Origin of the sequence: Bordetella genomosp. 4, assembly GCF_002261185.1 — a bacterium.
GTDB lineage: Bacteria > Pseudomonadota > Gammaproteobacteria > Burkholderiales > Burkholderiaceae_B > Bordetella_A.
The window spans coordinates 219025-240139 of record NZ_NEVQ01000017.1 but is presented as its reverse complement, the minus strand read 5'-3'; the positions used below and the strand labels follow the sequence as shown (position 1 = coordinate 240139).

Annotated in this window: 13 protein-coding genes; 4 read left to right on the top strand and 9 right to left on the bottom strand. The window is 60.2% G+C overall.

Annotation, left to right across the window (positions count from 1 at the left end):
- Positions 1-118: 118 nt before the first annotated feature.
- From acnA to CAL20_RS18330, 6 genes are all read right to left on the bottom strand, one after another.
- On the bottom strand, positions 119-2818 hold the full coding sequence (acnA, locus tag CAL20_RS18355; RefSeq protein WP_094838583.1) for an aconitate hydratase AcnA: 2700 nt from the start codon (positions 2816-2818) through the stop codon (positions 119-121).
- A gap of 204 nt (positions 2819-3022) precedes the next feature.
- The gene (locus CAL20_RS18350; protein WP_094838582.1) at positions 3023-6760 is read right to left on the bottom strand and encodes an ABC transporter ATP-binding protein/permease; all 3738 of its coding nucleotides are present in this window, start codon (positions 6758-6760) and stop codon (positions 3023-3025) included.
- A gap of 145 nt (positions 6761-6905) precedes the next feature.
- Positions 6906-7484, bottom strand: coding sequence for a transglycosylase SLT domain-containing protein (locus tag CAL20_RS18345; protein WP_094822343.1), 579 nt, complete (start codon positions 7482-7484; stop codon positions 6906-6908).
- 71 nt (positions 7485-7555) lie between these two features.
- Complete coding sequence (locus CAL20_RS18340) at positions 7556-9748, bottom strand: TonB-dependent receptor (protein ID WP_094838581.1); 2193 nt, start codon at positions 9746-9748, stop codon at positions 7556-7558.
- A 171-nt stretch (positions 9749-9919) separates the two neighbouring features.
- Complete coding sequence (gene acnB / locus CAL20_RS18335) at positions 9920-12511, bottom strand: bifunctional aconitate hydratase 2/2-methylisocitrate dehydratase (protein ID WP_094838580.1); 2592 nt, start codon at positions 12509-12511, stop codon at positions 9920-9922.
- Between the two features lie 206 nt (positions 12512-12717).
- Positions 12718-13698, bottom strand: a complete 981-nt coding sequence (locus CAL20_RS18330; protein ID WP_094822340.1) for a tripartite tricarboxylate transporter substrate binding protein — start codon at positions 13696-13698, stop codon at positions 12718-12720.
- A 176-nt stretch (positions 13699-13874) separates the two neighbouring features.
- Between CAL20_RS18330 and CAL20_RS18325 the strand changes: the two genes are divergently transcribed.
- Positions 13875-14804, top strand: coding sequence for a LysR family transcriptional regulator (locus CAL20_RS18325; RefSeq protein ID WP_094822384.1), 930 nt, complete (start codon positions 13875-13877; stop codon positions 14802-14804).
- A gap of 49 nt (positions 14805-14853) precedes the next feature.
- Here CAL20_RS18325 and CAL20_RS18320 read toward each other — a convergent pair whose 3' ends face one another.
- Positions 14854-15144 (bottom strand): antibiotic biosynthesis monooxygenase family protein, encoded by a 291-nt coding sequence (locus CAL20_RS18320; protein WP_094822339.1) that lies wholly within the window; start codon positions 15142-15144, stop codon positions 14854-14856.
- A 103-nt stretch (positions 15145-15247) separates the two neighbouring features.
- On the opposite strand from CAL20_RS18320, the gene CAL20_RS18315 reads away from it, so the two are divergent.
- The 3 genes from CAL20_RS18315 to CAL20_RS18305 all read left to right on the top strand — a co-directional run bounded on the left by CAL20_RS18315 (position 15248) and on the right by CAL20_RS18305 (position 17351).
- On the top strand, positions 15248-15547 hold the full coding sequence (locus tag CAL20_RS18315) for a YciI-like protein (RefSeq protein ID WP_094822338.1): 300 nt from the start codon (positions 15248-15250) through the stop codon (positions 15545-15547).
- 112 nt (positions 15548-15659) lie between these two features.
- Complete coding sequence (locus tag CAL20_RS18310; RefSeq protein WP_094822383.1) at positions 15660-16541, top strand: EamA family transporter; 882 nt, start codon at positions 15660-15662, stop codon at positions 16539-16541.
- Between the two features lie 48 nt (positions 16542-16589).
- The gene (locus CAL20_RS18305) at positions 16590-17351 is read left to right on the top strand and encodes a TSUP family transporter (RefSeq protein WP_094822337.1); all 762 of its coding nucleotides are present in this window, start codon (positions 16590-16592) and stop codon (positions 17349-17351) included.
- Between the two features lie 48 nt (positions 17352-17399).
- On the opposite strand, the gene CAL20_RS18300 is transcribed toward CAL20_RS18305, so the two are convergent.
- Together CAL20_RS18300 and CAL20_RS18295 are read right to left on the bottom strand one after the other, a co-directional pair.
- Positions 17400-19865, bottom strand: a complete 2466-nt coding sequence (locus CAL20_RS18300; RefSeq protein ID WP_094822336.1) for a DUF3772 domain-containing protein — start codon at positions 19863-19865, stop codon at positions 17400-17402.
- Between the two features lie 120 nt (positions 19866-19985).
- A complete protein-coding gene (locus CAL20_RS18295) occupies positions 19986-20960 on the bottom strand; it encodes a LysR substrate-binding domain-containing protein (protein ID WP_094838579.1) in 975 nt (324 codons plus the stop codon).
- Positions 20961-21115: the final 155 nt, after the last annotated feature.

Below are 21115 nucleotides of genomic sequence, written 5' to 3'. Positions count from 1 at the left end.
ATTGGAACCCCCTAGTTTAACGCCGGTCCGCTATGTCGGCTTGGGCCAAGCCGTGCTGGAAACATCACATGTCAGCCCAGATCCCCCGGGGATCACCCGGGGGAGACTTGAACGCCCGTCAGGCGGCCAACAACTGACGCAGCACGAACGGCAGAATGCCGCCGTGCTGGTAGTAGTCGACCTCGATGGGAGTATCAATACGCAGCAGGACTTGCACGTCTTGCCTGGAGCCATCGGCGCGGCGGATCGTCAGCGTGACGTCCTGCATGGGCTTGATACCGTTTTCCAGGCCCGAGATATCAAAGACCTCCGTGCCCGTGATGCCCAGGGAGGCAACGCTGTCATCTCCCTTGAATTGCAGAGGCAGCACGCCCATACCCACCAGGTTGCTGCGGTGGATACGTTCGAAGCTGCGGGCCACCACAGCCTTGACGCCCAGCAACTGCGTGCCCTTGGCCGCCCAGTCGCGTGAGGAACCCGTGCCGTATTCTTCGCCGCCGAACACCACCGTGGGGGTGCCCTCGGCGACATACTTCATCGCGGCATCATAGATGGACATCTGTTCGCCCGTGGGCTGGTACAGGGTTTCTCCGCCTTCGAAACGGCTGCCATCGGGCAGCGCCGGAATCATCAGGTTTTTGATCCGCACGTTGGCAAAAGTGCCGCGCATCATGATTTCATGGTTGCCGCGGCGCGAGCCGTAGCTGTTGAAATCGGCCTTCATCACGCCGTGCTCTTTGAGCCATTTGCCCGCGGGCGAGGTTTCTTTGATTGAGCCGGCCGGGGAAATGTGGTCGGTCGTGACCGAGTCGCCAAAGATCCCCAGTGCGCGCGCACCATGAACGGTCGGGATCGCGCCAGGCTCCATGCCAAAGCCGTCAAAGAACGGCGGCTCGGCGATATAGGTAGAGTCAGGCCAGTTGTACGTTTCGCCGGTCACGCCCTTGATGTTTTCCCACAAATCGCCGGGGTTGGTCTTGACCTGGCCGTAGTTGGTGCGGAAAGCCTTGGGGTTCAGCGCATATTTGAGCAGCGCGTTGACTTCTTCGGTGGTGGGCCAAATGTCGCCCAGCCACACGTCGCCTTTTTTGCCCCTGCCCACGGGCTCGGTCATCAGATCGCGCGTGATCGTGCCTGCCAAGGCATAGGCGACGACCAGCGGAGGCGAGGCCAGGAAGTTCGCCTTGATGTTCGGGTGAATCCGCGCTTCGAAGTTGCGGTTGCCCGACAGCACGGCAGCGCAGACCAGGTCATTGCCGAGAATGGCTTCGTTCAGATCCGGCGCCAGGTCGCCTGCGTTACCGATACACGTGGTGCACCCGTAGGCGGCAATGTCAAAGCCCAGTTGTTCCAGATAGGGCAGCAGGCCTGTTTTGGTCAGGTATTCCGTGACGACCCGGGATCCGGGGGCCAGCGAGGTCTTAATGTGCTTGGGTACCGTCAAGCCGGCCTTGACGGCCTTTTTCGCCAGCAGGCCGGCCGCCAGCAGCACGCTGGGGTTGGATGTGTTGGTGCACGAGGTGATGGCCGCGATCAGAATGTCGCCGTTCTTGATCTGCGTGCCTGCGCTGGTGGTGAAGACCTGATCCAGCTTTTCTGCCGGTTGGTTAAAGCCGTTTTCCGCGACCGGCTTGGAAAACAGATCGCTGAATGTGGTTTTGACATTGCCGATTTCAATACGGTCCTGCGGACGTTTCGGGCCGGCCAGCGAGGGGGCGACCGTGGACAGGTCCAGCGTCAGCAGCTTGGTGTAATCGACGTCCGTGGCCTTGGGCACGCCGAACATCTTTTGCGCCTTGAAATAGGCCTCGAATGCCGCGATTTCCTCGGGTGTGCGGCCCGTGCCGCGGAAATAATCGATGGTGCGCTCGTCGACCGGGAAAAAGCCCATCGTCGCGCCATATTCTGGCGCCATGTTGCCGATGGTGGCGCGTTCTGCCACCGACAGGCTGGCTGTGCCGGGACCGCAGAATTCCACGAATTTACCCACAACCTTTTCGCGACGCAGCATTTCGGTAATGGTCAGCACCAGGTCGGTTGCGGTCACGCCGCCGCGCAATTGGCCCTTGAGCTCGACGCCCACCACGTCGGGTGTCAGGAAATAGACAGGTTGGCCCAGCATCCCAGCCTCGGCTTCGATGCCGCCTACACCCCAGCCGACCACGCCGATCCCGTTGATCATCGTGGTGTGGCTATCGGTGCCCACCAGCGAGTCGGGGTAATACACGTTGTCTTTCTTGTGGACGCCGCGGGCCAGATATTCCAGGTTGACTTGGTGAACGATCCCAAAGCCCGGAGGCACCACGCCAAAAGTATCGAATGCCTGCATGCCCCACTTCATGAATTGGTAGCGCTCTTGGTTGCGCTTGAATTCCAGCTTCATGTTCAGGTCCAGCGCGTCTTTCGTGCCGAAATAGTCGATCATGACCGAGTGATCGACAACCAGGTCGACCGGGACGAGCGGCTCGATGCGCTTGGGGTCTTTGCCCATTTTGTCGGCCACGGAGCGCATGGCGGCGATATCGGCCAACAGCGGCACACCGGTGAAGTCCTGCAGCACGACACGTGCCACGACAAAGGGGATTTCATCTTCGCGTTTGGCGTTGGCCTGCCAGTTGGCCAGTTGCTTGATGTGTTCTTCGGTGACCTTCTGGCCGTCGCAGTTGCGCAGCACTGATTCGAGCACGATGCGAATCGAGACCGGCAGCCGCTGCACGTCTACTCCCAGCGCCTTGCCCAGGGCCGGCAGGGAATAGAACTGACAGGATTTGTCGCCGATCTTGAAATTCTTGAGGGTATTAAACGTGTTGTGCGGCATGATGGGACTCCGTGGGTGTGGGACCGCGTAAAGCTGCCATTTTCTGGCCTTTTGGCGCGTTTGTCATGTGATGCAGAGACATCGCTATGTTGCTTATTTTAGTCTTATGTCTTATATAAGACTATAGGGGTGGCACAAAGTTCTCACTGTTTTCAGACAATTTGTCATGCGACCAAAGCAGTGAGACAAGCAGCGTGATGAATGTCATTGTCGCGCCGCCTGCATTTGCCGGTTGACCAGATTGGCATAAGCGCCGCCTTGTTGTAGCAGCGCATCATGCTTGCCGGATTCCACAATCTGCCCTCCATCTACGACGGCAATGGTATCGGCCTGGCGTATCGTCGATAGACGGTGCGCAATGATCAGGGTGGTGCGATGGCGCATCAGTTCAGCCAAGGCCTGATGTACCTGGGATTCGCTGATGGCGTCCAAATGCGACGTCGCCTCGTCCAGAATCAAAATGGGAGCATCGCGCAGGAATGCCCGTGCAATGGCGATGCGCTGGCGTTGGCCGCCGGACAAGGCCACGCCGCGTTCACCGACCGGGGTTTGCAGGCCCTCGGGAAGGCCGGCGACAAAATCCGCCAGCGCAGCGCGGGCCACGGCTTGATCCAGTTCGTCCTGGCTGGCATGGGGGCGGGCCAGGCGAATGTTGTCTTCCAGCGTGCCGTTGAGCAGCCAAGTGTCCTGGGCTACCAAGGCGATACGGCCATATAGTGCGTCCAAGGTTAGTTCCGGCAAGCGTTCCTCGCCAATACGGACGGCGCCTTCCTGCGGGTCCCAGAATCGCAGCAACAGGCTCGCCAAGGTGCTTTTCCCCGCGCCCGACGGGCCGACCAGCGCCAGGGTCGCTCCCGCCGGTAGCGAGAGAGATACGTGGCGCAGGGCCGGTTGCAGCCGGCCCGGATAGGTGAATGTGACATCCTCAAACGCCAGCGGCAGGCCCGCCCCGGTCAGGGGCGGTGCAAGCGGACCATCCACGACGGGCACAGGCTCATCGTGAATCGTACGCAAGCGTCGCGTGGAGGCCAGCGTGTCCGCCAGCTGGCGGCTCACCTGAGCGATTTCGGACACCGGCAGAAAGGCGGCAACGGACAGCAATATCAGCAATGGCAACATGCCCGCGGCCAGCGCGCCTTGCATAACCCACCAGGCGCCCGCCGTCGCCACGGCCAAGCCGCCGAGACCTGTCGCGATCTCCAACAGGGCGCTTTGCCGCGACAAATCGGCCAGCAGTGTCAATCGCACACGTTGATAGTCCTGGCAGATCGTCAAAAACGCGTCGCGCCGGCGCCCGGTCGCGGAAAAAGCCACCAGATCCGACAGGCCTTGGATCGTCTCTGCAAGATGCGCGCTCAGCAGCCCCAGCGCCTGTCTGGCGCGGCTGCCCTGCGCGTCCACGCGTGCGCGATTGAGCCACGGCGATAGGCCGGCCCATAGCAAAAAGGGCAGCAAGGCCAACATCAGCGGCCAGGCGGCGATCCCCAGGATGGCCAGGACAATGACAGGTACCAATATTGCAACAAACGCGGGCGCCACGGTGTGCGCATAGAAATACTCGACGGTTTCAACATCCTGCGTGGCCAATCCCACCAAATCCCCGGACCGGCGGCGCAAGAGATAGGCCGGGGCCAGCGCTTCGAGCTTTTGATACAGCGATATCCGCATTTCCGCCAACAGTTGATAGGCGATCGAGTGGGCAAGCCAGGACTCGATCCAGTGCAGCGCGGCCGCTGCAATGGCGGCGGCAAACAGTCCAATCAGCAAGCCGTCGAACGGTTCGCCGTTTTTCAGCCGGGCAATGATGAGCGCACCCAGCACCGACACGCCGATAAAGGCTGCCACCCGTCCGATGCCGCTGCCGACAGTAATGGCAAATTGTTTTTTCCACGGACGGATGATCTCCGTCAAGGTTTGCAGCACCTGACGGGTGGTGATATGCCGTGCCTCAGTGTCCAACGACGTGGGGGTAGGGCGCTTGGGATCGTCGTCAGTCGAGGTGAAAGCGGTGTCGCCGGCGGGAATGCTGTCGTCTGCAGTGCTGCGGGCCCCAGCAGTTTCCGGTGCTGACGCGAGCTGCGCTTGTACGACGTTCGCCACATCCCCGTTTGATGTTTCCGGCGGCACATGCAGCGAATCCTGCTGTCCGCCCATCAATTGGCGATAGAGCGTATCGCCCGCCATCAAGGTCTCGTGAGTGCCGGTCTCTGCAATACGCCCGCCGTCCAGCACCAGGATACGATCTGCGCCAATCACGCTGGATAACCGATGCGCCAGCACCAGCGTGGTGCGGCCACGGCTGAGCCGATCCAGCGCCTGCTGAATCTCGGCTTCATTCTCTGCATCCACCGAGGACAGGGCCTCATCCAGAATCAAAATCGGCGTATCGCGCAACAAGGCGCGTGCAATGGTTAATCGCTGACGTTGTCCGCCGGACAACTGCGTACCGCGTTCTCCCAAGACCGTCTGATAGCCCTGCGGCAATGCCGAAATAAACGCGTGTGCATTCGCCGCCGTCGTCGCCGCGAGGATTTGATCCGGCGTGGCATCGGGGCGGGCCATGAGCAGGTTTTCCTCCACTGTTCCGTGAAACAGCATGCTGTCCTGCGCCACTAGCGAGATGCTGGCGCGCACCGCCTCGGGATTCAGCGTGCGCAGATCGCGGCCATCGATTTCGATGACACCCGATTGCGGATCATGCAGACGCAGCAAAAGGCGAACCAATGTCGATTTGCCAGACCCGCTAGGTCCGACAATGCCCACACGTTCGCCGGGGCGAATCTCGAAGTCCATGCCCTGATGCGTGATCTGCCGGCCACCGGGATACGAAAAAGCAACGTGCCTAAAAGCCACCGACAAGCCGTCTTGCCGCGGCAGTGGCGCTGGCGCAGAGTAATCGGCCCGCGTCTCGACAGACCAGGGTTGATTCGCTCCCGCGGCAGATGAGGTCGTCGCTTTTTGCGCAGCCGCGGCAGAGCCCTGCGGGGCTGACGTCGTCGCGTCCAACAGCGCTCGCACGCTGGCCGCCGCTGATTGGCCCATCAGCCCTTGATGCAGCACCGAGCGCATATCCCGCAGCGGGCGGAAAATTTCTGTTCCCGCCATCAACACCACCAGCAGCGCCGCCAGTGTCATCTGTCCGTCGGCTACGCGCCACGCGCCCAGTGCCAAGGCCGCTGCCGCACCGACCGTGATCCCGATATCCGTCGCAAAACGCGCCGAGACTTCGCGTCCCAGCACCCTGAACGTGTTGTCCGACAAAGCCCGCGCGCGCTGTGCCAGGCGCTCGCCCCACGCACGGCTCTGGCCGAACGCCTTGAGCGTGGGCAGGCCTTGCATCGCATCCAGGAACTCCTCACCGAACGCCTTGAATGCCCGGGCCCGTTGGCGCGAGGCATCCTTGTGGCTGCGGTGCGCAGCCAAAGGCAGGACCAAGGTGATCAGTGCTGCCACCAGCAGTACCAGCGCCACCGGCCAATCCCACCATGCGATGAATGCAAAAATCATGATGGGGGCGCAGGCCGCGATGAACAGCTGTGGCAGATAGCGCCCAAAAAAGCTCTGCAGCTGTTCCACGCCATCGATTACGGCCAGCATGACGCCGCCCGTGCGTTGGCCGCCGAACCAGGCGGGTCCCAATTCGACGATCTTGTCATAAAGCTGCGCGCGCAGATTATTTTGAATCAACGCTGCATTGCGATTGGCCAGCAGATTCAACGCATGCTCAAAGCCGCCGCGCAACACGATTGCCAGCGCCGCACCCGCCAGCGGCCACCACAGCGCCGTGCCGCTAGCACCGGCAAACAGTTCCGCCAGGAATTTTCCCAACAATGCAAAGCGCGCAATGCCCGCCGTCAGTCCCAATAGCCCCAGCACAGCGCACATCAACATCCGCAACCGCACGCCGCGTGTCATGGCCCAGAGGGTGGAATCGAAATACATGCTGCTTCCTTATGTAGGGTGGCGCGTTGCAGGCGCGGCCATCCTCTACACTAACATTTCGCAGCATGACGGGTCAGGCGCATCGGTATGACCGGTGCTGGATGCGGGCCATCCGCCCTGGACAGAATTCTAGGCAGCTTCGCAGTCAGCCGTTCTCGCAACTGCGATACTGTGCTCCGAATCGCTCGGCTCTCGCCTGGACCAGCCGCGCGACCCGTTTCAGCCACGCTTTGCTTTCATAACTGCGGTTGCGATAACCCGTCCAACCTTCGTGATAATTCAGATACTGGCCGTAGGCATCCCATTTCGATACGCCATTCAGACGCTGGGACTTGCTGATGTACCAACCCATGAAATCCAAGGAGTCCGCCAGGTCGTCCCGGCTTGATGTCCAGCCCCCGGCCTCACGCTTATAGTCCGCCCAGGTTTCGTCTTTGGCTTGCGCATAGCCATAGGCCGAGCTGACACGGCCCCAGGGGATAAAGCCCAGAAAATAATAACGAGGGGGCAGGGCGTCGTGCCGGAAACTGGATTCCTGGTACATCATGGCGAAGGGCACCTGTACCGGCACACCCCATTTCTCGCGCATATCTTCCGCAGCACGCCGCCAACTGGGTTTCTCACGAAAAATTTCGCAGAGATTTTCAGGGTTGGACGGCGGTGCCGTCGCACAGCCGCCCAACATGATTACCAACAGGGTCAGCACCAGTGGCCCTAGTTTCATCGCCGGTTCCTTGTTCAGGGGATGGCGGCATTCTAAGCGTTATGGGCCCCGGTGCCGATATTGGTACCCGTTCAGAAGTCGACTGACATCGATAGTTTGTAGACGCGGCCCATGCCCTGGGTGAGCTGGCCAAAGGAGTTTCCTACTGTGGCCCAGTATTTTTTGTCGGTGACGTTATCCACGCCAGCGCGCCACACTACGTTGTGTCCATCGATCTTGGTCGCATAACGAGCCCCCAGATCGATTCGGGTCCATGCGGGTATTTTGCCGGTGTTGTCGATGTTGACATACTGCGATCCGCGCCGTTGCACATAGGCTTGCAAGGTCAAACCGGTAAGTGCCGGCACATCCCATTCCGCGCCCATGACTGCCTGGTAACGAGGTACACCGATCGCGTCGTTGCCGTCTTGCTCAGCGCCCGCGGTTCCTCGCAGTTCGGGATCCATAAAGGTTATCCCGCCCAACAGCCGCACGCCTTTCACCGGCTCGCCGTAGACATTCATCTCGAGCCCGCGATTGCGCTGCGAGCCAGCGATCCCGAATACGAGGTCCGAGTTCGTATAGGCCTCGGGCTTTTCAATCTGGAAAACACCGATGTTCCCGCCTATATTGCCAAAATCAAACTTGACGCCGGCTTCCGTCTGCTTAGTGCGATACGGGGCAAGTGTCTCGCCAAAATTGACGGCTCCGGTCGGTGCGGTATCGCCTTTGGTCAACCCTTCGATGTGGTTCACATAAAACGACACCTCTTCCCACGGACGCACGACCAAGCCGTACGCGGGCGTCCATACGGAATCATCGTAAGTGGTGGTGTGGACACCATTGGTGTCGTAGAGCTTGTCTTTGATCGTTTGACGTCGTACCCCTAGTGTCAGAAAGACGCGGTCATCCAGGAACGACAGCTGATCCGACAAGGCAAAACTGGTCAAATGGGTACGGCTGCTGGCGTGAGGATCGTCCATGTCACCGCCCACGAACGTCGTAGCTGGACGGTCAAAATACTCGGGGTCATAGATGTCGATCGGGCTGCGATCGCTCATTTCCCACGCCTGCCTGACACGCGTCTGCAGCCCGGACACCCCAATATTCACCAAATGGCCGACCGGGCCCGTCTGGAATTTTCCACGCATCCCGATTTCGCCGCTGACGGAGCTGCGGGTGTACGGCACCGTCAATCGGCCCACGGTCCCGATGCCGTCGCCATCCACGAGGGGCTGGCCATAATCGCCGTTCTCACGATCGTGGCTGGTGCCGATGGCCGCATAGCCCATCCAGTTGCTGGTGAAGTCATATTCTGCCCGGACCACGCCATACGTGCTCTCCAGTTCGCTGTACGTCCACGGCTGCCCGTAGTTCGTGCTATTGGACGGCGGCGACGGCACATCGGGGCCGCTGAGCCGCAGCGTGGGACGGGGGTGCGAGTAGCGATACTTTTGATAACCCGCGTCCAACGACACCCGTAGTTTTTCACCCAGATAATCCAGGCCGATGGTTCCCACAGTCATTCGTTGCCCCGCATCGTCGACCGGGGTATCGCCATCGCGATGCGCGGCATTGACGCGGATACCGAACTCCTGGTTTTCGCCCCAGCGTCGCCCGATATCGACGCTGCCACCGACCTGAGAATCACTGGTGTAGTCGATCGTCGCCCGGGTCAAAGGGTCCAACCCGGCGCGCTTGGGCTGGATGTTGATCGAGCCGCCCAAGCCCGATCCCCCCGGGGCGGCACCGTTCAAGAACGCATTCGCCCCTTTCAGGATCTCGACCCGTTCTATCATCTGCGTCGGCAACACTTGACGAGGCAAAATGCCGTACAGCCCGTTGAATGACAAATCGTCATTGTTCAGCGCAAAGCCACGGATGGAAAACGTTTCGGCCGAATTCCCAAAGCCGTTACCTACCTGTACCGAGGAATCATTCTTGACTACATCGCCCAAGGTCCGCGCCTGTTGGTCCTCGATCAACTTCGAGGTATAGCTGGTGACGACAAAGGGCGCGTCCATATTGTCGATATTGCCCAACACTCCCAACTGACCGCCTCGCGCCACTTGTCCGCCCGCGTACTCTACAGAGGTCGGCGCAGAAATACTGGATTCGCCCGTAACAGTCGTTTCCTCTAGTGTGGTTACGCCGCCTTGCACGGTCTGGGACCAGGCGGGCGCTCCAGCGAGCACTCCTGCGGATAATGCGGTATGTAAGGCAACGCTGAGCGGTTTTAGACGGATGCGGCCCGCTGGCCGCGCCCCAAAGGCGAAGATAGGCATGAGAGATTTTTTAGGGAATGGCAATAAGAATCTCTTTTATTATCGTGATCATGTCGAAGTTAAGCAATCTTTCATTTTCCGGCCCAAGCCGACCCGTCTCATAAAACAAAACGGCCCCGGGAAGAGTCCCAGGGCCGTTCTACCTGCAACGTGCAGTCAACAGAGACCGAGTTACACCTCGATCACCGCAGCCACATCCTTGTAATCATCGATCTTGTCGAAGTTCAGGTACTGATAGATCTGGTCGCCGCTCTTGTTGATGACGCCCATATCTGCCATGTACTCGTCCTTGGTCGGGATGCGACCCAGGCGCGAGCAGATCGCAGCCAGCTCAGCCGAGCCCAGATACACGTTGGTGTTCTTGCCCAGACGATTCGGGAAGTTACGCGTGCTGGTCGACATCACGGTCGCACCTTCGCGCACCTGAGCTTGGTTACCCATGCACAGCGAGCATCCCGGCATCTCCGTACGGGCACCAGCCGTACCGAAGACGCCGTAGTGGCCTTCTTCGGTGAGCTGTTGCGCATCCATCTTCGTCGGCGGAGCCACCCACAGCTTGACCGGAATATCGCGCTTGCCTTCGAGCAGCTTGGACGCGGCACGGAAGTGGCCGATGTTGGTCATGCAGCTGCCGATGAACACTTCGTCGATCTTGGCGCCAGCCACGTCGGACAATGTCTTGACGTCATCCGGGTCGTTCGGGCAAGCCACGATGGGCTCGTGAATGTCGGCCAGATCGATCTCGATCACAGCGGCGTACTCGGCGTCGGCATCCGGTTCCAGCAGCTTGGGATCAGCCAACCAGGCTTCCATGGCCTTGATACGGCGGCCCAGCGAGCGCTCGTCTTCGTAGCCATTGGCGATCATCCACTTCAGCATCACGATGTTGCTGTTGATGTACTCGATGATCGGTTCTTTGTTCAAGCGCACCGTGCAGCCAGCGGCCGAGCGTTCTGCCGAGGCGTCGGACAGTTCGAAAGCCTGTTCCACCTTCAGGTCGGGCAGGCCTTCGATTTCCAGAATGCGGCCGGAGAAGATGTTCTTCTTGCCTTGCTTGGCCACAGTCAACAGGCCTTGCTTGATCGCATACAGCGGAATCGCATTCACCAGATCGCGCAGCGTCACGCCGGGCTGCATCTTGCCCTTGAAGCGCACCAGCACCGATTCCGGCATATCCAACGGCATCACGCCCGTCGCAGCAGCGAACGCCACCAGACCCGAGCCGGCCGGGAAAGAAATCCCGATCGGGAAACGGGTGTGCGAGTCGCCGCCCGTGCCCACCGTGTCAGGCAGCAGCATGCGGTTGAGCCACGAGTGGATCACACCGTCGCCGGGACGCAGCGAAATACCGCCACGCGTGCTGATGAACTGCGGCAGCGTGTGGTGCGTCTTGACGTCCACGGGTTTCGGATAGGCTGCCGTGTGGCAGAACGATTGCATGACCAGATCCGCGGAAAAACCCAGGCAAGCCAGATCTTTCAACTCGTCGCGGGTCATGGGGCCGGTCGTGTCCTGGCTGCCCACCGACGTCATGCGGGGTTCGCAGTAGGTGTTCGGGCGTACGCCTTGGCCTTCGGGCAGACCGCAGGCGCGGCCGACCATTTTCTGGGCCAGCGTAAAACCCTTGCCCGAATCGGCCGGGTTCTTCGGCAGGCGGAACAGCGTCGAGGGAGGCAGGCCCAGCGCTTCGCGCGCCTTGGCCGTCAGGCCGCGGCCGATGATCAGCGGAATGCGGCCGCCGGCGCGCACTTCGTCAAACAGCACGTCGGATTTGACTTGGAATTCAGCGATGACCTGGCCGTCTTTCAGGGCCTTGCCTTCGTAGGGGCGCAGTTCCACCACGTCGCCCATTTCCATCTTGGAGACGTCCAGCTCGATCGGCAGGGCGCCCGCGTCTTCCATGGTGTTGTAGAAAATCGGAGCAATCTTGCTGCCCAGGCAGACACCGCCGAAACGCTTGTTCGGCACGAACGGGATGTCTTCGCCAGTGAACCACAGCACCGAGTTGGTGGCGGATTTACGCGAAGAGCCGGTACCGACCACGTCGCCCACGTAGGCAACCAGGTGGCCTTTCTCTTTCAGCGATTCGATGAATTGCACCGGGCCGCGCTTGCCGTCTTCCTCGGGTTGGAACGCTGCGCCGTCGCGCTTGTTCTTCAGCATGGCCAGCGCGTGCATCGGGATATCCGGGCGCGTCGTGGCATCGGGGGCGGGCGACAGATCGTCGGTGTTGGTTTCGCCGGGAACCTTGAATACCGTGATCGTCAGGCTCTCGGGCAGTGCGGGACGGCTGGTGAACCATTCCGCATCGGCCCAGCTTTGCAGCACGGCCTTGGCGTTGGCATTGCCCTTGTCGGCTTTTTCTTTGACGTCATGGAACGCGTCAAACATCAACAGGGTTTTCTTCAGCGCATCGGCAGCGATGGCGCCGACCTCGGCGTCGTCCAGCAATTCGATCAGCGGGCCGATGTTGTAGCCGCCCAACATGGTGCCCAACAATTCGGTTGCTTTGGCCCGGCTGATCAGGGCACACGATTCTTTGCCCAGCGCGACAGCAGCCAGATAGGACGCTTTGACCTTGGCGGCATCATCCACGCCGGCGGGCACGCGGTGAGTCAGCAGATCCAGCAGATTGTCTGCTTCGCCTGCGGGCGGGTTTTTCAGGAGCTCGATCAGGTCGGCTGTTTGTTGAGCCGACAGCGGCAGCGGGGGGATGCCCAGCGCAGCGCGCTCGGCAACATGTTGACGGTACGTTTCCAGCATGAATAGGCCTGCATAAAAATCGGGTTGCGGGAAGGGTCTTCGAGGCCGATTGTAGAGGCTGGAGGGGGGTGGGAGCAAGTGTCTTATATCTTATATAAGACTTGATTGATTCGGTATTGTTTCAAATCCACGTTGTCGCAGGGGATATGCTGCACGTCGGGCCGCGTGAAAGGTGCTCGGTTCGCTGCCCGACGTGCGCAATAGGACTATTGCAGCTTGATATTGCGTTCTTGCACGAGCTTTTTGCCCTGGATGGTCTCCTTGGCCAAATAGGTCTTCAACTCCTCGGGCGTGCCGCCAATAGGCTCGGCTCCGATGGTCTCCAGCGTGGTTTTTACTTTGGCGTCGCTCAGAGCTAGGCGCATCGCGGCGTTGAGCTTTGCGACAATCTCCGGCGGGGTGCCGGCCGGCGCGAAAGCCGCGAACCAAGGCGTCAACTCGTACCCCGGCAGTCCGGCTTCCGCCACCGTGGGGACGTCAGGCAGTGCCGACGAGCGCTTGGCAGTTGTGACCGCCAAGGCTTTCAATTTGCCGGACATGATGTGCGGTTTGGCCGACGTCACACTGTCGAACATATAGTCCACCTGGCCGCCAAGCAGGTCCGCTACGGCCGGGCCGCTGCCCTTGTAGGGCACATGCAGCATGTCGATTCCCGCCATCGACACAAACAGCTCGCCGGCCAGATGAATCGAGGTGCCGACACCGGCCGAGGCAAAGGTATAGTGACCAGGTTGCTCCTTGGCTTTGGCGATGACATCGGCAACGCTCTTGCTGTCAGTGCGCTGCGGGTTTGTGACGAGCACATTGGGCACGATGGCCAGCAACGAAATGGGCGCGAAATCCTTTTGCGGATCGTAATTGAGGTTGTCGTAGAGTGCCGGATTGACCGCCATGCCATTGGCCGCAATCATGATCGTGTAGCCATCGGGCTTGGCGCGCGACACCATCGCTGCGCCGATATTTCCGCCCGCGCCTGCGCGGTTTTCGACCACGAACGAGGTATTCAGCTGCCGGCCCATGGCTTCGCCCAACGTACGGGCAATATTGTCCATTGCTCCCCCGGGCGGGAATGGCACTACCCAGGTTACCGGACGTTCGGGGTACTCGGCGTGGACTGCCGCGGCGGCTCCCAACAACGCGCCCGCCGCGCAGAACGCGGCCAGCGGCTTTAAAAATCGACGATGCATGCTCAATGTCTCCTTGGTGTTGCAGAGCACTTCAGGTGCGCGGTGATATCGCGATAGCGTTCATGGCAGCCATACCTGAAACAAGTGCTTTTCGGCGTAGCCGAAGTATGCCGCTCGATTTTTCGCGGGTCCAAGACTATATTGGTTGCTTTCTATACCTGGTAGGTATGCGTTTTATGGAACTTCGGCACTTACGCTATTTCCAGGCGGTTGCGCAGGAAGGCAGTTTCACACGAGCGGCGGTCCGATTGCATATCGCTCAGCCGCCGCTCAGCCGGCAGATTCGTCAACTCGAAGACGAACTCGGCGTCACTCTTATAGAGCGCGGTTCGCGTGCGCTGAAATTGACGGAGGCTGGCCGATTTTTGCTGGAGCAGTCGCTGCAGTTGACGGCGCGTCTTGACGAAATTGTGCAAGGCACCCGGCGACTGGGACGGCACGAACGTGGGTGGTTCGGCATCGGCTTTGTACCGTCCACGCTGTATGGCTTCGTGCCGGAACTGATCCGACGTCTGCGCGAGGCCGACCCGCGTATTGAGGTCGGTCTGGCCGAGATGACAACCTTGCCTCAGCTCGAGGCGCTGAAGGCGGGGCGCATCGATGTGGGGATTGGCCGTATCCTGCTTGACGATCCCGCGATCGAACGCCGTGTGCTGATGGCCGAGCCCTTAGTGGCGGCGCTGCCATTGCGGCATCCCTTGGCGCGGCGCCGGCGCGTCGGCATTGCAGAGCTTGCCGCGCAACCGTTTGTGCTCTATCCGGCGCGTCCGCGCCCCAATTATGCGGATCACGTGCTGGGTCTGTTCCGAGCAGCGGGCCATACCCCGCGTGTCGTCCAGGAGGCCAATGAGCTACAGACCGCCATCGGCCTGGTGGCGGCAGGCCTGGGAGTGACCGTCGTACCTGCGTCGGTACATCGTTTGCATCGCGCGGACATCGCGCATGTGCCTATCGACGCCGATACTTTCGTGTCCCCCGTTATCCTTAGCTATCGGAAAGACGATCACTCGCCGTTCCTTGCCGATGCGATTGCACTTGCGGTGCAACTGGCCAACGCGGAAGCCACAGGCGCCAAGCAAGCCACCACGTCTCCATCCGACATCTGACAAGGTTCGGTCAACGATGACCGAACCTTGTCAGTGCGACGAGAGGTTCCTACAGTACTTTGGCCTCATGATGCACTTGCGGCGGTTGCGCGAAATGCGGACCGACCAGCTTGCGCCATTCTTGAAAGTCGGCTGACTCCCGAAAATCGACCATGTGATTGTCGACCGTTTCCCAGTCCACGACCAACGTGTATTGCTGGGGATTTTCGATCGATCGATGCAGTGCCATGCCATGACAGCCCTTGGCACGCAGAAACAGCGGCTTGGCTTGTGCCACGCCGGCTTCGAATTGAGCCTCGTGTCCGGCGGTAACGAGAATGCTGGCGATTTCCTGGATCATCTGGATTTCTTCCTTGACGTAGTGGGCAACTGATAAGCAAGACGAACAAAACTCACGGCAGGTATGATCAAGCTACCTAGTGACTTTAGCGCAGGAGCGTGCCATGCATTATCTGATGTTTTACGACCTGGTCCCCGATTATCTCGAGCGGCGCGGCGCATTTCGCGACGAGCACCTGGCATTGGCGCGCGCAGCCGTGGCCCGCGGTGAGTTGGTAGTGGCCGGCGCGTTGGCCGATCCTGCTGATCAGGCGGTGTTGTTATTCAAAGCCGATTCCCCCGCCGTGGCCGAGGAGTTTGCCAAAGCGGACCCATACGTGAAAGCCGGCCTGGTCAAACAATGGCGAGTGCGTGCATGGACCACTGTCGTCGGCGAACTAGCCGAGCACCCTGTGCCGGGCTGAGTTTGTATTCAGCAGAATGTCAGTCATGCGGTGCGTTGGCGGCGTGTTCGCATACAGGCGTATGATGCCGCCTTTGCCCTGACATTTCGGCTTGGTACTGGCCGCATCGCTCATGCCACTTTCACATTTGTTGTTGGCGTTGTCTGTCGTCTTCATTTGGGGGACGAACTTCGTGGTCATCAAATGGGGGTTGGCAGAGTTTCCTGCATTCCTCTTTGCAGCGTTGCGATTTTTGCTGTCGGCACTGCCCTGGATATTCGTGTTCCGCCGCCCGGCAGTGCCTTGGAACATGTTGGCGCGCGCAGGTCTGTTGTTGGGCGTAGGGCAGTTTGGCCTGGTTTATTGGGCGATGCGCCAGGACATCTCGCCAGGCTTGGCGTCCCTGGTGGTGCAAGCCCAAGTGTTCTTCACCATCATCATGTCGATGATCATGACAGGAGAACGCGCGCGGCCATTACAAATCGCGGCGCTCGTCTTGGCGACGAGCGGTTATGCCGTCGTCGCATGGCGCAGCGCAACAGATCCGGCGGCGGCCGTCACGCTGCTTGGCTTGGGCCTGGTATTGGCCGCCGCGTTCTGCTGGGCGTGTACCAACATGGTCATGCGTGGCGCGGGCAGGGTCAATATGGTGGCCTTCACCGCCTGGAGTTCGCTCTTTGCCATCATTCCTTTGCTGATCATCAGCTTGCTGGTAGACGGGCCGGCAAAAGTGATAGACGCACTGGCACATGCCAGCGGGTGGGGATGGCTGGCCGCACTGTGGCAAGGCGTAGGCAATACGGTGTTCGGATTCGGCGCCTGGGGTTGGCTGTTGGCCCGCCATCCGGCTGTGACCATCACGCCGTTGGCATTGCTGGTCCCCGTCTTCGGTATTCTGTCGTCGGCAGTGCTGCTCAACGAAGCACTGCCCGCCTGGAAAATCCTCGCGGCCGCCTTGGTATTAGGCGGCTTGTCCCTAAACGTTTATGCGAGCCGTGTGCGGAGCAGACGATAACGATATGCCGTGGCGGCGCTTCGCCATGGCGTTCATACTCATCGATACATGACGCTGGTTGATCATCTATTGTTCCTGGGCTGCGTGGCTTTGGCCACCTATGCCCAGACCATGACAGGTTTTGCCTTCGGCCTGGTTTTGCTCGGGCTGACAGGGCTGTTGTCTTTGGCACCGTTGCCCGAGATGTCCAACGTAGTGAACATGCTGACGCTGGTCAATGCCGTGGTGGCGCTGAGCGGCACAAGTGCAAAATTGGACTGGTCTTTGATTCGCACGCCTTTGATCGCCAGCCTGGTCGGTGTAGCCTTTGGCGTCTTCGCTCTCGAGTGGATCAGTGGCAGCGCAGTATTGTTGCTGCGCGGCCTTTTGGGCTTGACCATTCTGGCCTGCGCCATCATGTTGATCGCGCGCAGCCGGCCATTGGAGCAGGTCTCGTCGCAGGCTTCCTTTATTTCATATGGTCTGGTGGCGGGCGTACTGGGTGGTCTATTTTCCAGCGCCGGGCCCCCTATGGTGTACCTCCTCTATCGACAGCCCCTGCCTTTGACCCTCATACGGAACAGTCTGCTGATTCTGTTTGCAGCCAACGCAGTGGTGCGCCTGTCTTTGGTCGCGGCCAACGGCAGCCTGAGCGTATCGTCCCTATGGATGGGTCTGGAGGCTTTGCCCGTTGTTGTCATCTTGACCTGGCTCGTGCGACGCTATGCCTCCAAAGACTCGGTGAAAATGGTCAAGCGCTTGGTCTTCGTGCTATTGATGATTGCGGGATTCGGATTGTTGATTCCGGTGATTCAAGCACTATTGACCTAGACGGGGAACATAGACCGAAACGTGGCGCGCATGCGTGCCACGTCGCGTTCACGGGTGGGTTTTCGATTCGCCGGATGAGGCAGGTTTAGGCGGTTCCGGATCCTCGTTGCTTTGCACCGCAGCAGATGCTGCAGCCGGCTCAGATCCTGCCGTAGGCGCAGACGTCAGCATCATCGTCGACGGTGTAGACAACGGCAATTTCGCATTCGCCAAACGTTGCAGCACGTCATATAACAACGCACTGCGTACGCTATACGCATTGCGTGGCGTGCTGACATACCCACGTGCGTTAAACAGCAAATGACCGTTCTCAATGCCTTCCAGATAGACATTGGGGGCGGGGGTGTCCAGCACCCCTTCATTCGCAGCGAATGCCTCCAGCATGACCTCGCGCACACGGTGTACATCGGCATCCAGGGGCATGGGTAGTTTCACTTGCACCAAGCCCAACGGATTGTCATGTGTCACATTGCGTACCGTTTTCGTCACGAACTCCGAGTTCGGCACGATCACCGTGGATCGATCCGCCATTTGTATTTCGGTCGCACGCACATTGATGCGCAAAATATCGCCCTCGACACCCCCGAGCGACACCCAGTCCCCGACTTTGACCGGCCGTTCAGCCAACAGAATGAGGCCCGACACAAAATTCTGTACCACCGCCTGCAGCCCGAAACCAATCCCTACCGACAAGGCGCTGGCAATCCACGCGACGCGTTCCAGGCCTATCCCTAGTGCCGACAACGACAGCGCAACCGCCAGCACCACACCCGCATATCCAAACAAGGTTGCGGCCGATAGCTGCATGCCCGGATCGAGTTCTGTCGTGGGCAAATAGCGATTCGCCAGCCAACGTTTGAGCAGGCGCACGCTTACCAGACAAAACGCCAGCACGAGCAAGCCCTGCATCAACGCACCGGGACGCAAATGCACCTCGCCGATTTGCAGTCCCGTGAGCAGTTGGTTCATCCGATGCAGCAGATCCGAGGGCCCTTCGCCAAAAGGCGCGAGCAGCAGCGTAGCGGCCAATAAGCCTACCGTCACTCGTCCGATCCCTGCCAATAGCACGGCCGCCTGGCCATACAACCGTTTGCGCGCATCGTCTTCGCTGCCCGGCGCGGGCGCCAGCAGCGTGCTGAAACCGTCGTTGATCAGTATCGACAGCAGATACGCAAAACACAGGATTGCCAGCGTCCATAGTGCCTGCTTGACGACAAAACTGCCGAACGCGACATATCCGGCAAGCAGGCTCACGACACTGCACGCCAGAATCGCCCACGTGATGCCTATGAATATCGAGAGCCAGAACGGGCGAGGCGGTAAGGGCTGATCGTCCGCGCCGTGTTCCAACTGTTTGCGCAACCGGGTACTGCGCCGCAGTCCCCATGCCAGCGTGACGATCAGGGCCAGGGCGGCTATCGACGTCGCCAAAATCGTGGTGGTCAAGCTGGCGTTCAACAAGATCGGCAGCTCGTCACACAGCCAGATCACTACGACCAATATGCCGAGCAGGGTCGGCAGATGGCGCAAACCTTGCGCTACGTCATCATGAATAGAGGGCAAGCGCCAGCTGGACCGTTCAGGCGAAAGCAAAGCATGACCCAGCCCGGCCACACAGCCGCCAAAGCATACGACTGCCACCAGGCTGCTCAATAAATCGCGCGTATCGTCGGACAGTCCGGAATTCCAGGTCACCCCGGTATACAGCAAGGCGGCGATGATGCCGGGGGTTGCCGAGGCCAGGATCACAATGCAGATGGCCAGGAACGAGCGGCGCAATCGGCCGGGCGGGACGCGCGTGGCGGTCAGTCGCAACACCAAACGGCTAAAGGCCATGCGCAAAAGCAGCGTGATACCAATGGCCACTGCCAGCACGAACCAGATAGCGCCTTGAGTGCTGGTGACAGCCTCCCGTAGTTCTTGAGCCAGCTCAGTGAGGCGCCGCCAGTCGCGGGGCAGATCACTGCGCAGCTCCCTCCAGAACGTATCCCCCACAATCGAGTCGCGGCGCTCTCCCAGCCGCGCTTGAAACTGGGTGCGCCGCAATGTGGAGATCTGCTCGGCGGTTTGCGCCGCCTCGACCGCAAGCAAACGCGCCAGCTTGGTTTGTGAATCCAGCTTCCGGTTGTCTTGCTGCAGCTGTGTGCGCTGCGCCGCAACGTCTGGCGCTTCGCGCGTTCCCTCGGGCGGCTGACCCAGCTCGGACAGCCTGGCAGTCACCGCGGCCAATTGCGGAGCCAGGGCTTCGGCCAAGGTGTTGGCGCGCGACTGGATGTCCAGCACATCATTACGCCAGCGCACGAGCTGCGCGTCTTCGCCACCGTCTTCCAACCGTTCTCGGATCTGGTCGATTTGCTTACGGGCGTCGGACAGCGCCGACTCCGCGTCGGCCGCACTCGGCGGCCCCTCGGGCTGGGCGGCCGCCAATCCGGCGACCCCAAGCCAGAGCCATATCGTCATTGCCGCCAACAGGCGGATCCAGCAGGCGCGTGATCCGCGCGGGAACTGCATCATGATGGGCGAACCTCGCGCATCCAGTAATAACGATGCAGCATAGCAAGCGTATCGGGTCTCTAGTGCAACAAAACCTGTTTGGATGCGCCAGATGGTCCGGAATTGCACATTTGCACTACGTCAGGGCCCGGGGGGCGATGTGACAGTCTCAGCGGAGTCTGCAGTATTTTCTGCATTGCCAGCGATCAAGATGTCGCGCGAGCGCTCCAGTTCGTCACGGATCCATTGCCGTAGAGCCGATAGCGGCGGCCAATCTCTGAGCCCCGGGGGATACACCAGGTGATAAGTCTCCGCAGGCTCGAAATCTATGCTTACTGGTGATACTTTCACCAACCTTCCCGCGCGCAAGGCATCGACCGCCAGCAGTTCCCGGCCCAATGCGAGCCCCAATCCCTGTTCCACAGCCTCCAGCATCATGCCGGCATCATTGAACGATGCCACCGGCGTGACATTCGCGGCCAACCCTGCCGCGGCGAACCATTGCCGCCACAGTTCCTTGTCCCCCAGCAACGGCTGACGCGCCAGCGTTTCCGGGTGCAGATCATCTAATCTATTTACCGTAGCCGGGGCTGCCAACACAATGAGCGGCATGGGAATATCGAATAGCGGTTCCGACATCACTCCTGGCCAGGGGCCGCGCCCCGAGCGCAGCGCAGCATGAAATCCATCGCGTTGCAGGTCGGCCAACTGCTGGGACGTCTCGATTTCCAGCGTCAGATTGGGGTGGCGCTCTCGCCAGCGCGCCATTCGGGGCAAGAGCCATCGTTGCGCGAACGAGGGCAAGACCGACACGCGCAAATGCTGGTCCGCGCCCTGTGCAAACGACGCCGCTGCCAACACCCCATCATCCAATTGCGCCAAAGCGTTCTGCACACTGCAGAGCAGTGCCCGGCCCGCACAGTTCAGGATCACGCGCCTTCCTTGGCGATCGAACAGTGCAAAGCCCAGCTGTTCCTCCAGCACGCGAATCTGCTGGCTGACCGCACTGTGGCTCAGGTGCAGCCGCTCCGCGGCGGCGCGCAGATTCTGCAACTCGGCCACCGCACGAAAAGCGGGCAGGGTGTTCAAAGGTAGTCGGCTCATACTGGTAAGCATAACCGACCAATATGGCCGGAACAATGCGATTCACAGCGCGCCATTGTGCTTTTACGCTAACCAGTGTGGGACATCTACTGGGAGACACACATGAAATCGCCGGGAATACTCGCTGTTGCAAACACTGCAGCTCCCCATCTAACCGCTTCGATTCG

Bases quoted from the DNA above. Each gene is read 5' to 3' on its own strand.
- acnA (WP_094838583.1), bottom strand. From the start codon at position 2,818: ATGCCGCACAACACGTTTAATACCCTCAAGAATTTCAAGATCGGCGAC.
- CAL20_RS18350 (WP_094838582.1), bottom strand. From the start codon at position 6,760: ATGTATTTCGATTCCACCCTCTGGGCCATGACACGCGGCGTGCGGTTG.
- CAL20_RS18345 (WP_094822343.1), bottom strand. From the start codon at position 7,484: ATGAAACTAGGGCCACTGGTGCTGACCCTGTTGGTAATCATGTTGGGC.
- CAL20_RS18340 (WP_094838581.1), bottom strand. From the start codon at position 9,748: ATGCCTATCTTCGCCTTTGGGGCGCGGCCAGCGGGCCGCATCCGTCTA.
- acnB (WP_094838580.1), bottom strand. From the start codon at position 12,511: ATGCTGGAAACGTACCGTCAACATGTTGCCGAGCGCGCTGCGCTGGGC.
- CAL20_RS18330 (WP_094822340.1), bottom strand. From the start codon at position 13,698: ATGCATCGTCGATTTTTAAAGCCGCTGGCCGCGTTCTGCGCGGCGGGC.
- CAL20_RS18325 (WP_094822384.1), top strand. From the start codon at position 13,875: ATGGAACTTCGGCACTTACGCTATTTCCAGGCGGTTGCGCAGGAAGGC.
- CAL20_RS18320 (WP_094822339.1), bottom strand. From the start codon at position 15,144: ATGATCCAGGAAATCGCCAGCATTCTCGTTACCGCCGGACACGAGGCT.
- CAL20_RS18315 (WP_094822338.1), top strand. From the start codon at position 15,248: ATGCATTATCTGATGTTTTACGACCTGGTCCCCGATTATCTCGAGCGG.
- CAL20_RS18310 (WP_094822383.1), top strand. From the start codon at position 15,660: ATGCCACTTTCACATTTGTTGTTGGCGTTGTCTGTCGTCTTCATTTGG.
- CAL20_RS18305 (WP_094822337.1), top strand. From the start codon at position 16,590: ATGACGCTGGTTGATCATCTATTGTTCCTGGGCTGCGTGGCTTTGGCC.
- CAL20_RS18300 (WP_094822336.1), bottom strand. From the start codon at position 19,865: ATGATGCAGTTCCCGCGCGGATCACGCGCCTGCTGGATCCGCCTGTTG.
- CAL20_RS18295 (WP_094838579.1), bottom strand. From the start codon at position 20,960: ATGCTTACCAGTATGAGCCGACTACCTTTGAACACCCTGCCCGCTTTT.